This window comes from Pseudoalteromonas sp. MMG010 (assembly GCF_018100905.1).
GTDB lineage: Bacteria > Pseudomonadota > Gammaproteobacteria > Enterobacterales > Alteromonadaceae > Pseudoalteromonas.
Genome location: NZ_JAGJEG010000013.1, coordinates 1 through 15,319 on the forward strand (window position 1 = coordinate 1; position 15,319 = coordinate 15,319).

Here is a 15,319-nt window from a genome sequence, read left to right on the forward strand (position 1 = left end):
AAAACTTTTGATCGTTCGGACATTTTTCAATCAAATATGGTTAAAAATACCTAAAACGACGGATGCCATGCTGTTTTTTTATACTTATATGCATTATTTACTATAAATATCATTGCTAAGTTTAATTTACGCGTTAATATAACAAGCTCACATGTTAAATTAATGTTTATTTCCTGTTTATTGGTAGATCTAAAATGAAATCACCCGATCAAAAATCTCTTATATTGGCAGTTATACTTGCTGTCGTTGGATTTATTATTGCTAAGTTTGCGTTAGCAAGCTTTGAATTAGACTCAGCGTTGTTATTTGCAGCTGGTTTATTCATTGGCGCTGTTGCTATTTCAATGCTTTCAATTGAAGCATCTGAAGAAGCCGAAATTAAAACTAAAACACTTTATGTTGGTAACCTTCCTTATAGAGCAAATGAAGGCGTAGTACGTGCTTTATTTGAAGAGCAAGGAAAAGTGTTTAATGTTCGTTTATTAAAAGATAAGAATACGGGTAAACGACGTGGTTTTGGTTTTGTTGAAATGGCTTTAGCGGATGCAGATAGTGCTATTGCTAAACTTAATGATAGCGAATTTCAGCAACGTACTTTAAAAGTTCGTGAAGCAAAGCAAAAACAAGAAGAGGATTCTAACTCTGTACGTACTGAGTCAGATCAATCTGCGTAATAATATCTTGTGTAGATAATACATTATCAGAAGTATAAGCCGTTGCATAAAAGTGTAACGGCTTTTTTGTTGCGCTCGCAGTCACTGTTAGTTTGTCTGTGTTTAATAATAAGTCATATACTCGGTTAGCAATCGCTTGCCCTGAATCTAACAATTTCACCTGTTTATTTAAAAACTCATTAATTGCATCAGCTAATATAGGAAAGTGTGTGCACCCTAAAACAAGTACATCAATCTCTGGACTTATATTAAGTCTTACGAGCTCTTTGTGAAGTTTCTCTATCTTTAACTCATCTGTGAAGAAGAAGTTTTCTGCTATTGTTACCAATTCAACACTGCTCAATAAACTAACATGAGCACATGATGCGTGGGTACGTATTAATTCTTTTGTGTATTCACTCGCTATTGTCGCTGGAGTTGCAAGTAAACCAATTTTATTTGACTGAGTAAGCTGGGCAGCAGGCTTAATTGCGGGCACAACCCCTACTATTGGAATGTTAGTTATGAGTCGTACTGCACTTAATGCTGAGGTAGAGGCTGTATTACAAGCGATTACAATAAGGTCGACGTTTAATTTTTTATGTTCTATATAACGAATTAATGCGCTTAATCTGTTAATAATAGTTTGTTGTGTTTGCGCTCCATATGGCAATAGCTCATTATCCATAAAGTAACTATATTGAGCATACGGAATACTCCGTTGAATATGTCCAAGCACAGTTGTACCACCGATACCTGAGTCAAATACCAATATATGTGCTGGCAAACTACAACTTCCTTTAAATAACTAAGAGCGGCAGTTTGCCATGGGGTCTACATAAAATAAAGTAGTTTACGCTTTACCCTAGTTTAAGTTAGATAAATCTTCTGTTGCTGCATTTAACTCATTAAGATTATCAAACATAGATTGCGTGTACTCAACTAATTTGTCTATTTGCTCTTGATCTTGGTTTAACCATTGCATAATGCCTGCTAGTTGATTTTGTAAACCTAATTCATCGGCCTTTTCGAACACATCTCTTAGTTCGTCATTAAATGGGGCTAATGTATTGGCAATGTCTTTTTCTGGTGTAGGTAAATATTGCTCATAACTTTTAACCGCTGCAACCACTTTTGTTTGTCTTAGATCCATTGAGAATGCAACTAACTGATCACTACCTAAGCTTAACTCTTGGGCTTGTTCGAATGCTTTATCTAAATCACCACCAAAAAATGTCTGACTTACACTTTGTAAGTCTTCCATCATTGCGTTAATTGCTTCTTGTTCCTGTTCATTAAGATCACCATTAACTGACATTGAAAAAGAAACTTCACGTGATTGTGATGAAGAGCTTGCAAATGACTCTCCATTACTATTGCTCTGATAGCTGCTGGCAGATTGAGATTCAAAAGCATCACTAAAGCTTATGCTCACTTCGTCACCTTCGGCTGTGGTAAAGGTGTAATCGGCATTACTGCTCATACTGACATATTGCGCTTGTGAAATACCAACATTGTAGGGTTGAGGGTTAAATAACTCATCTTCAAATTCATTTAGGCCGTTAAATATACCTTCTTTAGAGTTATTAATGCCTTCTTCTATATCGTCATTAAAAACACCGGTCCCTTTTAACTCTTCGATAGCTTGATCAATACCTGTTTCTACTCCTGATCTTGCGTCATTGAGCATTGTTTGCAATTTTTCATCGTCTGCACCATTAGCTTTTGCACTATTAACTGCACCAGTTACAAAATTGAGGACATTATTAACAATTTCATCAAAATCAAAAAGTGATTTGTCTTCTGTCTTTCCAGCGACAGGTAAGCCGAGCTGTTCAGCCATTTTGTCGCCGAGCACCTTAGCAGCCAATTCTTTTGAATTGTGTTGGTAATTATCTTGTACAGAGTTAGTTGCGGGCTCATGTATATTAGCTTTACCATTGAATTTATTGACATTGTTACTTGGTGTAAAATTAAAATTACCTATTTTCATGATTAACTCCCTAAAGATGCATAAACTATTATCGGCCTGTGTTAATAAATCTGAAGTAAATAGCATAGAAAAACATCAATTAAATATAAGCCAAAACTAGACAAATAATATGTGCCCCCTACAATAGCGCCGATAAACAGTAAACATACAAGGTAATAGTATTAATGGCGGTTATTAAAATAAATACCACTCAATATGATGCACAGTTAAAAGAAAAAGAGTTACGCATTATTACTCAGTTCCAACGTTTTGGTATTGAGCAGTTAGAGGTGTTCGATTCACAGCCAATTAACTACCGTCAGCGAGCAGAGTTTAGAGTTTGGCATGATGGTGATGATCTATTCCATATAATGTTTGATCAAACAACCAAAGAAAAAATTAGGGTTGATACTTTTGATCCGGCAGCACCGTTGGTATCAGAAATAATGCAGGTAATGATTGAGCATCTTAAACCCAATGAAATACTACGCCGTAAACTATTTCAGATTGACTATTTATCAACGCTCAGTGGGGAAATTTTAGTTAGCTTACTTTATCACAAGCCGTTAGATGAACATTGGCTAAGTGCAATAAAAACACTTAAAGAAAAACTGAGTCGTGATTATAAAATAGATTTTATTGGCCGCGCGCGTAAGCAAAAAGAAGTATTGGGCGATGATTTTGTAACAGAGCAATTAAATGTAAATGGCCAAAACCTTATTTACCAACAAGTAGAAAATAGCTTCACTCAACCAAATGCGAATGTAAATATTAAAATGCTTGAGTGGGCACAAGACTTATGTAAACCATTAAAAAATGATTTATTAGAGTTATATTGTGGTAATGGTAACTTCTCTATTGCCTTGGCCGGCTCATTTGATCGTGTCCTTGCAACAGAAATATCTAAATCATCAGTTTACTCAGCGCAATACAACATTGCACAAAACAAGGTAAATAATTTAGATATTATTCGCATGTCGAGCGAAGAATTCACCCAAGCAATGAATGGTGAGCGAACATTTTCTCGCTTAGAAGGTATTGATTTAAAGAGCTACAATTGCCAAACCATTTTAGTTGATCCTCCTCGCGCAGGCATGGATACACTAACGTGTGATTTAGTTTCGAACTACGATAATATCATTTATATCTCGTGTAACCCTGAAACTCTAGAGCGCGATTTAGAACACCTAACTCAAACTCATGCTGTTAAGCGGTTTGCTATTTTTGATCAATTCCCATACACCCACCATATTGAATCTGGTGTATTTTTACAGAAAAAATAAATTTAGTTATTATGAGCAGTAGCTCGTGTTCATCCACGAGCTCTGTATATTCTTAAACTGTTCATTCTTATTTATGATCAAACATATTAACTTTAATTGGCCTCTTTTTTTTGCTGACTTAAATACTCCTACAAATTGAGAGCCGTGCATTACCGCTAAATCCAAATGTTTAAACAATAGTGGTTTATAGCGACTTTTAAGACTCCCCCAATTCTCTAATAAAATATCAACAACAGCTTGATTCACATCGTAATCAAAAGGGCCTGCTATTTCTGCCTGTTGAATATACATAATAGTTTCATCATCTACACCGCTAAGATAACTTTGTAATAATGCCAAATCAATCCACGTTTTAGCCCAAAGTGCTCTTAATTTAACGGCATCAATTAAATATTGCTTTGCTGTATTTAATTCGTTTTTAGGTAACCATTTATGACTAATCCCTAATACCAATAGATTTGCCTTAATATGTAAATAATGTGGATTCTTTGGGTCTTTCAATAACACCGATGACATTGTATTGAGCATAGAATTAAATTGCTTTTGCGACAAACGCTCTGGCGTTATCTGCCAAGATTTCAAACTATTATAGACCGAAAAATATTGCGCATTTGCTACACTTTTTAAGTAACTTATATAACCAATAACCCCAACAAAAATGCAAAAGATAAACACCGTAATAATACGTGTAATAAATGGTTTAGTTGTATTTTTGAAACAAAGCATCCGTTAAACACCTTGGGTTTGTATACAGTAAAGCGGTTGCATAAGCTTCGCCATAATGATTGCAAATAAACTGGTATGCTTTACTTAAAACAGCCGGACGACGTTTAACATTGTGTGCATCAGATGCCACAAAATCGGCTAATTTATATTTAAGTATTATTTCGCATAAATTAAAAGCTCGTTGCCCAAAGTCTCCTGTAATACTGCTCGCTGTAACTTGTAATAAGCAACCTAGCTTTTTTAACTTATTTAAGTAGCTAATATCTTGTTGAATATCTCTATTTCGTTCTGGATGAGCAACGATTACGGTTATATTTTTTTCACCTAACCAAGTAATAAAATTATCGTAACCAGGGGGCATATGTGAATGCGGAAACTCGAGTAATACACAGTTATTTTTACCATACTTCCCTAAATACGGTATTCGTTTATTTTCAATTAAATCGATAATCGCAACATCAACTCTAACCTCTGCCGCCATAGCTAATTTAACGTCTAAATTTTTAGACGCGACATACTGCTGCAACAAATAAAACTGCGTATAAATATTATCAATAGTATTATCATACCGCCCCAAGTGAATATGAGGAGTTGTGACAATATGTGTAATACCATCATTAATCGCTTGGGTGATTAATGCGATAGACTCTTCAACATTTTTCGCACCATCATCAAGCGCTGGCAGTATGTGGCTATGAATATCTATCATATTAAACCGAACCATCATTGCTAGTTTGTACGTCATATCCATATGGGTTGTAATAATCAGCATACTCAGCATCAGTGCCTTTTGATATATCGACCTTATTTAATAGTACACCTGCAATCGGCGTATTAATTTCTGAAAACCTATCTAGTGTATTTTTAATTTGGCTAGTGCGTGTTGAATCAGCTTTTACTACATATAAAACGGCATGACAGCTATTCGCTATTATAAGAGGATCACTCACAGCTTGGGTGGGAGGAGTATCAATAATAATATATTCAAATTGTTGTTTTAAACGCTCTATTAACTGAGTAAAGCGAGTAGAGGTTAATAGCTCTAGAGGATTTGTAGGGATCGGGCCACTTGGAAGAATATGTAAGTCACTTTTATCGTCACACACAATACAATCATTTGTAGTCCCGTTATCAATGATTAATGTTGATAGCCCCCCTTTGTTTGGGGGTATATTAAAACGTTTATTTAATGACGGACGCCTTAAGTCAGCATCTATTAATAGTGTTTTTCCTATTTGTGATAATGACAACGCTAAGTTAATTGCGGTTGTTGTTTTCCCTTCACCTGACAGCGTTGATGTAATAGAAAATACATGTTGCTTCCTATCCATTTGCTGAGTAAGCACTAACCCAGTGCGAAGCGTACGCACTGACTCAGATAAATGACTATATTGAGCGTCTAAATAAGCATATGTATATAAATGCCCATTCTTTTCCACTTTAACTTGCGCAAACAACCCTAGCATTTTATGTAATAACTTACTTTCAATATCTAATTTACTTTTAACCGTGTCATTTAAAGCATCAAAAATGAACACAGTGACTACAGCGAAACCCAAACTAATAATAAAAGTGATAATTATGATTAATTTTTTTCTTGGCTTACTAGGATTAAGAGGTGCTTGAGCTCGATCGGTAAAGCGGGCAACAGCAGAGTTAAAGTCACTGGTTACTTCAGTTTCTTTAGAACGAGAAAGGAAAGTGTTAAAAATACTACGGTTTGTTTCAACTTCACGTAATAGTTGATTATATTCGGTTTCTTTTCGCGAAACCGCTTGATAGCGTAATCGAATACTTTCAATTTCACGCTCTAACGCACCAACGGTAGCATTCGCTCTACTATACTCTTTTTTAATACCAACAATTAAACCCTTAATTTGTGAATGTAAATTATCTCGAACTGCGGCTAATTCAGCTTGAGCAGAAATCATTTTAGGGTGTTTCATACCATACACATCACCCAGTTCACTAACCTTTTTTTGAGCTAAAATCATTTCCTTTTTCACATCTTGAATAACTCTATGTGAGGTAATTTCAGGCATATTACCTAATCGCTCAATACTATCTTCACCATACTCTGCAATGATTTTATTGATACTGCGTAAATTATTACGCTCATTTCTAGCTTCAACTAACTGTTCTGATGTTTGCTCTAACTCTTGACTAATTAAGCTTGCAACCCCTTCTATATCAATCAGGCCTTCAGTCTCCCTATATAATTGCAATTTGCTTTCTGCCGTATCTAATTGCTCTCTTAAATCTGATAAGCGAACATTGAGCCAATCTGATGCTTTTTTTGTTATACCTACTTTTGCATCTAAATTGCTCTGCATGTAAACCTCACCCACAGAATTAGCAACCAGGGCAGCCATTTGTGGATCATTTGATTCAAAAGTAATATTAACCAGTTGGGTTTTTCTAATAGGTGAAATAATTAACCTTGATTTAAAAATATGCACTAAGTTTAAAAGCTCTCTTTGTGCCTGTATCGTCGGGGATAAAATCGGTTCTATATTTCTTGGTAAAAAAGGGAATAACTCTTTAATAAAATTAATACTTACTTGGGTGAAACTAGGCTCAGACATAAAGTCAGAGTGACTTTTTAGATTAAGATTTTTAATGACTTCTTTAGCGATATTACTTGATTTTAATATTTCAAATTGGGTTAAGTAATATTCTTTTTTAGAAGAATCCAAGCCATAAACTTCGTCAAAGCTAACGGCTTTTGTCGATTCTGATTCTATTAATAAAGTCGCCGTTGCACTATATCTAGGGATCAGGGTCATGGTAAACATTGCAACTGTTATTGTGATTACAACTGCAAAGCTTATTATTTTCCATTTGTTATTTTTAAGCACATTTAAGTAGGCATTAATATTAATGACCTCATTTTTATGCGTGTTAGTTAGATTCAAGTTTTTATAGTCCATTACAAATCCTAAAATAATCGCTGATTAATCCTAATAGTGTCACCCGCGCCAACAACACTACTTAGCTTAACCAATAGTCCCTCGCTTTTGGCACGCTCTTTAAATAAATAGATTTTACTTTCAGATGCCCGTTCAGTTAAGCCACCAGCTAAAGCAACGGCTTGGTTAACTGTCATACCAATTTGATAAGGATATGCTCCCGGTTTTTTTACTTCTCCATGAATATAAAAAGGACGATACTCTATCACTTGCACATAGACATTAGGGTTGTTTAAGTACCCAGCTTTAAGACCCTGAGTGATAAGCCCCTCAACCTCTTTTACAGTTAGGCTTGTTAACTTAATTTCACCTAAAAATGGATAGTTCACTAAACCACTAATACTTAGCAACGCTTCTACATCTAAATCACTTTGGCCGAAGACTTTTATTAAGACCTTATCGCCTGCACCTAATTGATAATTATCAATATCATTCGCAAAAAGATTGATAGAAAAAATGAAGTAAATAAACATAAGTACTCTTGCCATTACTTATCCCTAAGGCCAAGCGTAACCTCAATACCCAATACTCTCTTCTCATATTTATACGCGGTTAAGTCTGAATTTTTATCTGTAAAACTCATATACGAGCTCACTACACCAAAACTACTTTTATAGTCCAGAGAAAGGCGTACATTATTTATATAATCATTACGTTCTATGCCGACAAAATGAGATTTAATGTGCTGATACTTTATGTGCGTTCTTACTCTTTCTTGCCATTCATGAGACCAATTTAAGCCCAGTCGTGTGGTTTTTACGTAATCTCCTTCAACTAAAGGGTCTTCAGCTGCTTGTGAAGTAACAAATCCAAATTGGGAATACGTTAAAGGTTGCCAAGTTACACCAGCCTCCCAACTTAAGCCTGAGAAGTTGTTACGGCTTTGAGCATCAAAGTTCTTTTTTTGATAACCGACTTTAACCTTACCTGAAGTCAGCGCGGACGCCTCCCAATTCACGCCAACTAAAACACGATAATCCATAGAGTCGAGCAAATCCGTGTCAGCGGCTTTAGTACCATACTGAATGTCATCTTGGCTCACCTCTAAAAAAATATCTGACCCTGATTGAGTGTTATAAAATGCAGTCCCCATAAAGCGAAGCTTTTCATGATCGCGATATTTAGAAATTTCACGAAAATTTTGGTATCGTTTATCTAAATATCGCGACGCGATAGCCACTCTTGCAGCCGAAGCTAATCCACCAAATTCATAATTTGCTGAAATGTTTTTGGTTAATAGCTCAACCGGTTCAGCGGTTAATTGTGCGGTACCTTCACTTAACCCCGTTCCTCGGTCTTCTGTATGGGCAGATATCCGAGCTTCAACATCTAGCCGATGTTTATCGGTAAATTCATTATGAGTGGCTAACTCAATATTAAAATGACCATAATTATCACTTGAATCATAGCGATAATTCCCATTATTAGTACTAAGCTCTAAACCATATAAATTCACACCATCTTGTATTACAGCCAATAACTTAGGACTGATATTTAATATGCTAGTGCTTTTTTCATTGTCAGGTTGGTAATATAAATTATTATCGTTACTAACCCCCACCATTAATGTAGGTGTTAGCTCTATACCACTTTCACTTATAAAGCTATTAAATTGATAGCTGCCAACTTCAGCATAAGTATTAAAAGTAGCAAGTGATATTGATAAACTGATTGCTGTTAATTTTTTAATATGCATTTTTATTTATAAATCCTTTTAAAATAGTTAATAGAATAATTTTAATATCAAACCAAAGAGACCAATGCTTGATATAGTGCAAATCATGTATCACCCGATTATTCATTTTTTCTAACGTATCGGTTTCTCCACGCCAACCATTTATCTGCGCCCATCCAGTGATCCCTGGCTTTACTTTGTGCCTAAGCATATAAAATGACACTTGCTTACGATAAGTTTCATTATGCGAAATAGCGTGTGGCCTAGGTCCTACAATCGACATATTTCCTTTAATTACATTTAAAAATTGTGGTAACTCATCTAAGCTTGTGCGTCTTAAAAAACGCCCGAAGGGAGTGATTCGTTTATCATTTTTCGTTGCTTGCTGCACATTTTCATTATTTTCCATTACTGTCATAGAGCGAAATTTATAGATATTGATTGTTTCTCCATTTAACCCATATCGCATTTGTTTAAAAAATATAGGGCCTTTTGAAGTTAACTTAACCAGTAAAGAAATGAGTATGAGCAAGGGGAAAATTAATACGAGAATACAACCCCCAATAAGTATATCTTCTGTACGTTTTATTAATTCTTTAATCCCACGATGAGGTGATTCAAAAACACTTAAGGTATTCATGTCACCTAAGTGATCAACTCGAGACTGCATTAAATTAGATAAGAAGAAATCTGGAACATAATGTACATCAACAGTGGTATCACCTAATCGAGTAATAATATCTTGAATTCGATTTTCGGCTTTAAATGGCAATGCAATAAAAAGCACATTTATTTTACTGTCTTTAGCCAACTTGACTGCTAATTCAATTCTTCCAGCTAAATTCAGAGCAGAGCTTTGAAATAAACGATCCGGTTTTCTATCATCAAAAAAGCCGACACATTCAAATCCTAACTCAGCATGTTTATTTATCTCGTTAAATGTTTTAACACCCGACTCTGTTGCACCTATTACGGCAACCTTCTGAATGCTTAAACCTAATCTACGACGATTTAATTTATATAACTGACTTAAAACTCGCCATGTAAACAGGCCTATAATTGTGTTAAAAAACCAAAATGAAAACATAATCCGAGATAATTGAGCCGTAAATTTAAAAATAAACGCCAAGATAAACAGCACAATAAAAGCAAGAAAAAATGTGATCCATGCATTGATCACCATATGCCTAAACTTACCTGCTCGCCAAGAACGATATAAAGTAAACGCTTCTGCGATATAAAAAAAACTTAACAATACAATTAAAAAGAAAGTAAAGTGCTCTGAGGATAATGTGGCACCATAAAATTGAGCGGCTAATAATAATGAAAAAAATATTATTACTGCATCAAGTAAGCGATAAACCAACGAGCTAAGGCTTTGCTTTTGCTCAAACATATGATCGTGTCTCATTTAAATTCATTCCATGAAGAAAAATTAGATTTTCAAAAAAATCGATAAACCACCAAAATAGATCAATAATAGCCAGCCACTAAAACCAGGCTGGCTATTACTAAGTCAATTACTTTAAGGTACTTGAACGATAGCTGTTATTATGTAACCAGCTTTTCAATTCTACTTGAGGTAATTTTCCAGATTGTTCTATATTGGTTTGGTGATACGACGCCTGATTCCATACTCGCGTAGCATTCATCCATTTTTGGAATTGACTAGCTGACTCATAAGCTCTAACCCCATGATTAATCGGTGTTAGTAAGGTGTTAAAGTCATTGGCTACCACAATAAGCTCAGCATTATTATCACCTTCTAAATCAGCAACAATAGGCGATTCCCAAAGGGTATTTGAAGAGTTAGCGACAGTTGCTAATACAGTGCCATCTGCTGCATCAAGGATCCTCACTTCAGTGTTACTTTGAATGATAACTTCATCGATACCATCACCATTAAAATCAAATGCACTTAAGCCTATTTTGCCACTATTATGATCATCATTGGCAACCGACCACACCAAATTCCCATCAGTATCATGCATATCAACAGCCTGATAGCCTGCATATACAATACCTAGCTGATTTGGACCAAGAAATGTGGATACAGCTTGCGCACCGCCACCGGTGTTTTCAAGCTTACTAAGCTCCCATTTCACATTGCCATTATGTTCTAATACAGCCAGACGATGCTGCTCTTTTGTAGTTGAATGTGCAGGAATAGAAATAACCACTTCAGGAAAGCGGTCTTCATCAAGATTTACTACTGAGGAGAACCAGGCATGCTCGCTACCATGAGGATACTCCCAAAGTACAACACCATTAATATCGTGTAGTTTTCCATTTGCTAATATTTCTTGCTGGCCATCATCATTGGCATCAAAGACGACACTTGTCGGAGACCATTGCGCTAACTCGAAGCTATTACCCGTGTCATAATTAAATACGCTCTGTCCAACAATAAGCTCTGCAACTCCATCGCTATCAATATCAGCAATAGAAATATTACCAATGGATAATGCTAAAGAAGGGTCGGGGGTAAATTGCTTAATTAAAGCGCCTCTGGGCGATACGACATTCAATACTTTGGCAGTATTATCAAAAGCAAATATTTCAACAATACCATCACCATCAACATCTGCTACAACAGGGCTAAAATATGCATCAGCAGATATCCCACCATTGGTGTAGTTCCATAGTTCGGTACCATTGGCTCCATTTAACGCACGTAAAGTGCCTGTGCGATTTATATCGTGACCTTTATAAGAAACAAAAATAACATCTGCAATATCGTCATTATTGATAAAGCCATCTTCGTTATCATCATTTAATTGCGCAACGACAGGAGTTGCAGTTACTTGCACAGAGTCTGGCTTAAAGGTTGTTTGAGTCCAACTCCATTTCTCTTTTAACTTAAGCTTTTCTTGCGGTAAATCAATTGGTAAATAACCATCAAATTCACCTGCAAGTAACGACATAGAACCATAAAAGCGTTCACTTATCACAGCTCTTGACGCCTTTCCTAACCACGTACTCACGTCAGTTTTAGGTGCTAAAATAACACCCTCCCAATTAGTGAGTTTTATTTCTAACTTTTGCGCATCAGGAAAGTTAAAAATTGTTTTACTACTAAATGGCTTTAATGCCGATAAATCCTTGAGCACTGACCACATTTTTGGGCCACCAGTTACATTTATAATCACGGTGGCATCAGCAGGAATACCAGATACTTTAAATTTGTGTGTCCAATAAAAGTTATGCTCTGATACGTTAAATACTTGAGTATTTGAAACACCATCACCTGTTAAATAGGTTTTAAACCAAGAGTTTTTAACTGTTCCAGTGGGGCTTAACGAGGCTAGTTGATCGCTCATTTCATTGTATCGGTTTTCTAATTGATCAAAATCTACCGGTAAGTCATCAGATGTCACATTTTGTAAAACACCCGCACCCGCTTCCATTTTTCTTTTCACCTTAGCTGAAACATATTCATGATCGGCTGCAATCATACTTCCTACAAACTGACGGCCAAAAGTGTACTTAATATATTCTTCACTAATTAGATAATAGTCATCGGGGGCCGATGCTCTATTTTTACCTAGCTGATACCAAAATAAATCCACTTCACCAGCCACAATTGGTCCAGTAGCACTTCCACTAAAAGCGTGAAATTTATCAAATGCTAATGCAGATAAACCATTTGCAGTCCCTAGATCTGCAGCAAATACTGACGAGCTCATACAACTTAAAGCAACAAACATACTTACTTTTTTATACTTACTAACCAATTTCATTTTATTTTCCCTTTTCTGGTTTCTGAAATCTCTCCTAATAAACAACTATTTAGCATTTATTAAGAGGGTTCTTACCGTTTTCCTATTTATATTGTATACAAAAAACAATAAAAGCAGTACTAAAAGATTATTATTTTTGTATAAAAAGTAAATTAATTTAACGAATGCAAAACCAACACATTAAAACTAATGAATAATAACCATAAAAATAGAGTTAAAATAACGAACAAAAAAAATAAAGCACTAAAATGCTAGTACCTAAAAAAGAGAATTGTAATATGAAAATTGACGTCTTTAAAATTGGTCAATAGAAGTTGCTAAAAGTTAGAGTAAACACATCAAAGTGCTTAATAAGAGAGGAAAACAAGATGGTTTGCAGTAAAAAATGCAGATTAGCACGCCCGGTTTAATTTTCCTCGACTGTTATTTTCTATAAGCATAGGCACTTCATGCTTTATGAGGTATTTACAAGGTAATGCACCAATAAAGTTATCTTTCACTTCTACTGCGTCAAAATACTTTGGCCCCATCGAGAAAAAATTAAATAAATAACGTGTTTTAACCGGCTCTGCTGATAGATTTGTCGTAAAGAAATAATTGTTAGTAATAGCAATATTAGTGATTATATTAGAGGAGCTATATTCACCAACGACATCTGATTGAAAAAGAAGTCCTTTTTTAGCCCCAATAATTATATTTTCAATAAAGCTGATCCCCTGCCAATCAATTCTAGTGCTAACATTTTCTGTTTTGTTTGGGTATACATTTAAAATAAATCCATCATTATTAATAAACATATTATTTTTTATCTGAACCTTTGAATAATATACACTTTCTATGGCAGTCCCTTTATTGGCGTAGAATATATTCCCAGATATCGTTGCCTTTTCTACGTACGATCGACTCGCTAATTTAACCCCCCCTTTCAGTTTATTAAATATGTTATTTGCTATGTGTATTTTATCTACGCCACCAAAGCGTGTTGTCCAAGGATGTGTCGTAGTAACTTGCGTTACATTTTCAAAATAATTATTAATAATATCAACTCGAGTCGAATTAATAGAGGCCCCAGATAGGTGCCCTGTTGAAGAGGTGACTCGTATCGCTGCATCACCAAAATTGTAAAACTGATTACCGTTTATCTGCAATTTAGAGCAGCCTGCACATAATAAGCCCTGCTCTCCCCACTGATATTTGTTTGTATCTAAAGTATTACCAAAAAAGTTAATATTTTTAATTAGAACATTATTTGAATTTAAAATTTGCAGTAAGTATTCACCGTTAAAGTTATCGCACTTATGAAAATTAACTTCTCCTCGCCCTATAATTGACACATTACTTAAGTTGCTTAAATAAACATCCTGACAAAAAATATAATCCCCAGCAGGAATATACAAAACAATATTCGCTTGTTCTGTTAATTCCCTAAGCGATAGAGGCTCTCTTGACTCAGTCCATAATGGTACATGGCAGCTATTGAGTAAAAAAAACGTAAAAAGTAAAATAAGCTTATTCATTTTAAGTTACTTTTGGCGAGAGTTAATTGGCGCCGACTTAACTTTAAACTTCTCTTTTATCAACAAACAAGCAAACTTACTATTAGTCACTAAATAGCGTTTCCACATTCGCTTTGGTTCTTGGAGCACTCTATAGAGCCACTCTAACCCGCAGTTTTGCATCCAAATTGGTGCGCGCTTTACTTTTCCTGCCACCACATCAAATGTCCCGCCAACCCCCATAACAAAATCTACGCCTAATTTGTCTTGCCATTTATTTATAAAATTTTCTTTTTTGGGTGATGTAATCGCAACAAATAATAGCTTTGCGCCCGACTGGCGTATTTTATCTACGACTGCTTGCTCATCATCCCAAAAGTAACCATGGCTATAACCCACTATTATTAGGTTTTCATTGTGTTGTTGTACTTTTTCGGCTGTCGCCTGTACAACATCCTGTGTTGCACCGAGTAAATAAACGGGATATTGGCAGCGCGAACTCATCACTAATAATTGATGAAATAAATCAACACCGGCAACACGCTCGGGTACATCAAAGCCCAAAAAGCGTGCCCCAAAGACAACTCCCATTCCATCAATATTAATTAAATCACACGCCTTTACTGATTGCGCTAAATCACTGTCTTTTTGCATATTTACAATTTTTGCCACATTAACAACTACATGCTGTAAAAATTCGCCATGTGCAATTTTATTTTCAATATAGCTCACCGTTTCCGACATCGTTGCAATATCCATTGGCGATTTTAAAAATTCTATCCGTTTCATAACCTAGCTCTTTCCA

General features: G+C 35.4%; 13 protein-coding genes. 2 read left to right on the top strand and 11 right to left on the bottom strand.

Going from position 1 to position 15,319, the window contains the following annotated elements; translation table 11 throughout:
- Positions 1-194 precede the first annotated feature (194 nt).
- Entirely contained in the window at positions 195-674 is a 480-nt protein-coding gene (locus J8L70_RS12810; RefSeq protein ID WP_211055990.1) for an RNA-binding protein, read from the top strand.
- On the opposite strand, the gene murI is transcribed toward J8L70_RS12810, so the two are convergent.
- Both murI and J8L70_RS12820 read right to left on the bottom strand, forming a co-directional pair.
- The gene (murI, locus tag J8L70_RS12815; RefSeq protein WP_211055991.1) at positions 637-1,440 is read right to left on the bottom strand and encodes a glutamate racemase; all 804 of its coding nucleotides are present in this window, start codon (positions 1,438-1,440) and stop codon (positions 637-639) included. The genes J8L70_RS12810 and murI overlap by 38 nt on opposite strands.
- 78 nt (positions 1,441-1,518) lie before the next feature.
- The gene (locus J8L70_RS12820) at positions 1,519-2,646 is read right to left on the bottom strand and encodes a DUF5610 domain-containing protein (protein ID WP_211055992.1); all 1,128 of its coding nucleotides are present in this window, start codon (positions 2,644-2,646) and stop codon (positions 1,519-1,521) included.
- A gap of 164 nt (positions 2,647-2,810) precedes the next feature.
- Between J8L70_RS12820 and trmA the strand changes: the two genes are divergently transcribed.
- On the top strand, positions 2,811-3,908 hold the full coding sequence (gene trmA / locus J8L70_RS12825; RefSeq protein WP_211055993.1) for a tRNA (uridine(54)-C5)-methyltransferase TrmA: 1,098 nt from the start codon (positions 2,811-2,813) through the stop codon (positions 3,906-3,908).
- A gap of 9 nt (positions 3,909-3,917) precedes the next feature.
- Here trmA and J8L70_RS12830 read toward each other — a convergent pair whose 3' ends face one another.
- From J8L70_RS12830 to J8L70_RS12870, 9 genes are all read right to left on the bottom strand, one after another.
- Positions 3,918-4,634: a VpsP family polysaccharide biosynthesis protein gene (locus J8L70_RS12830; protein WP_211055994.1), complete on the bottom strand. Its 717-nt coding sequence runs from the start codon at positions 4,632-4,634 to the stop codon at positions 3,918-3,920.
- Positions 4,609-5,406, bottom strand: a complete 798-nt coding sequence (locus J8L70_RS12835) for a CpsB/CapC family capsule biosynthesis tyrosine phosphatase (RefSeq protein WP_247664819.1) — start codon at positions 5,404-5,406, stop codon at positions 4,609-4,611. The genes J8L70_RS12830 and J8L70_RS12835 overlap by 26 nt, the downstream gene beginning before the upstream one ends.
- Entirely contained in the window at positions 5,345-7,564 is a 2,220-nt protein-coding gene (locus J8L70_RS12840; protein ID WP_211055995.1) for a polysaccharide biosynthesis tyrosine autokinase, read from the bottom strand. Before J8L70_RS12840 ends, J8L70_RS12835 begins: the two co-directional genes overlap by 62 nt.
- An 8-nt stretch (positions 7,565-7,572) precedes the next feature.
- Entirely contained in the window at positions 7,573-8,076 is a 504-nt protein-coding gene (locus J8L70_RS12845) for a polysaccharide biosynthesis/export family protein (protein ID WP_247664822.1), read from the bottom strand.
- A 14-nt stretch (positions 8,077-8,090) separates the two neighbouring features.
- Entirely contained in the window at positions 8,091-9,299 is a 1,209-nt protein-coding gene (locus J8L70_RS12850) for an outer membrane beta-barrel protein (protein ID WP_211055997.1), read from the bottom strand.
- The gene (locus tag J8L70_RS12855) at positions 9,289-10,689 is read right to left on the bottom strand and encodes an undecaprenyl-phosphate glucose phosphotransferase (RefSeq protein ID WP_211055998.1); all 1,401 of its coding nucleotides are present in this window, start codon (positions 10,687-10,689) and stop codon (positions 9,289-9,291) included. Before J8L70_RS12855 ends, J8L70_RS12850 begins: the two co-directional genes overlap by 11 nt.
- A gap of 109 nt (positions 10,690-10,798) precedes the next feature.
- Entirely contained in the window at positions 10,799-13,018 is a 2,220-nt protein-coding gene (locus J8L70_RS12860; RefSeq protein WP_211055999.1) for a choice-of-anchor A family protein, read from the bottom strand.
- Between the two features lie 392 nt (positions 13,019-13,410).
- Positions 13,411-14,535 (bottom strand): right-handed parallel beta-helix repeat-containing protein, encoded by a 1,125-nt coding sequence (locus tag J8L70_RS12865; protein ID WP_211056000.1) that lies wholly within the window; start codon positions 14,533-14,535, stop codon positions 13,411-13,413.
- Positions 14,536-14,541: 6 nt separating this feature from the next.
- Positions 14,542-15,303, bottom strand: coding sequence for a WecB/TagA/CpsF family glycosyltransferase (locus J8L70_RS12870; protein WP_211056001.1), 762 nt, complete (start codon positions 15,301-15,303; stop codon positions 14,542-14,544).
- Between the last annotated feature and the right edge of the window lie 16 nt (positions 15,304-15,319).

Coding starts and splice junctions, on each gene's coding strand:
- J8L70_RS12845 (WP_247664822.1), bottom strand. CDS start 8,076: ATGTTTATTTACTTCATTTTTTCTATCAATCTTTTTGCGAATGATATT.
- J8L70_RS12840 (WP_211055995.1), bottom strand. CDS start 7,564: ATGGACTATAAAAACTTGAATCTAACTAACACGCATAAAAATGAGGTC.
- J8L70_RS12820 (WP_211055992.1), bottom strand. CDS start 2,646: ATGAAAATAGGTAATTTTAATTTTACACCAAGTAACAATGTCAATAAA.
- trmA (WP_211055993.1), top strand. CDS start 2,811: ATGGCGGTTATTAAAATAAATACCACTCAATATGATGCACAGTTAAAA.
- J8L70_RS12810 (WP_211055990.1), top strand. CDS start 195: ATGAAATCACCCGATCAAAAATCTCTTATATTGGCAGTTATACTTGCT.
- J8L70_RS12860 (WP_211055999.1), bottom strand. CDS start 13,018: ATGAAATTGGTTAGTAAGTATAAAAAAGTAAGTATGTTTGTTGCTTTA.
- J8L70_RS12850 (WP_211055997.1), bottom strand. CDS start 9,299: ATGCATATTAAAAAATTAACAGCAATCAGTTTATCAATATCACTTGCT.
- J8L70_RS12830 (WP_211055994.1), bottom strand. CDS start 4,634: ATGCTTTGTTTCAAAAATACAACTAAACCATTTATTACACGTATTATT.
- J8L70_RS12855 (WP_211055998.1), bottom strand. CDS start 10,689: ATGAGACACGATCATATGTTTGAGCAAAAGCAAAGCCTTAGCTCGTTG.
- J8L70_RS12835 (WP_247664819.1), bottom strand. CDS start 5,406: ATGCTGATTATTACAACCCATATGGATATGACGTACAAACTAGCAATG.
- J8L70_RS12870 (WP_211056001.1), bottom strand. CDS start 15,303: ATGAAACGGATAGAATTTTTAAAATCGCCAATGGATATTGCAACGATG.
- J8L70_RS12865 (WP_211056000.1), bottom strand. CDS start 14,535: ATGAATAAGCTTATTTTACTTTTTACGTTTTTTTTACTCAATAGCTGC.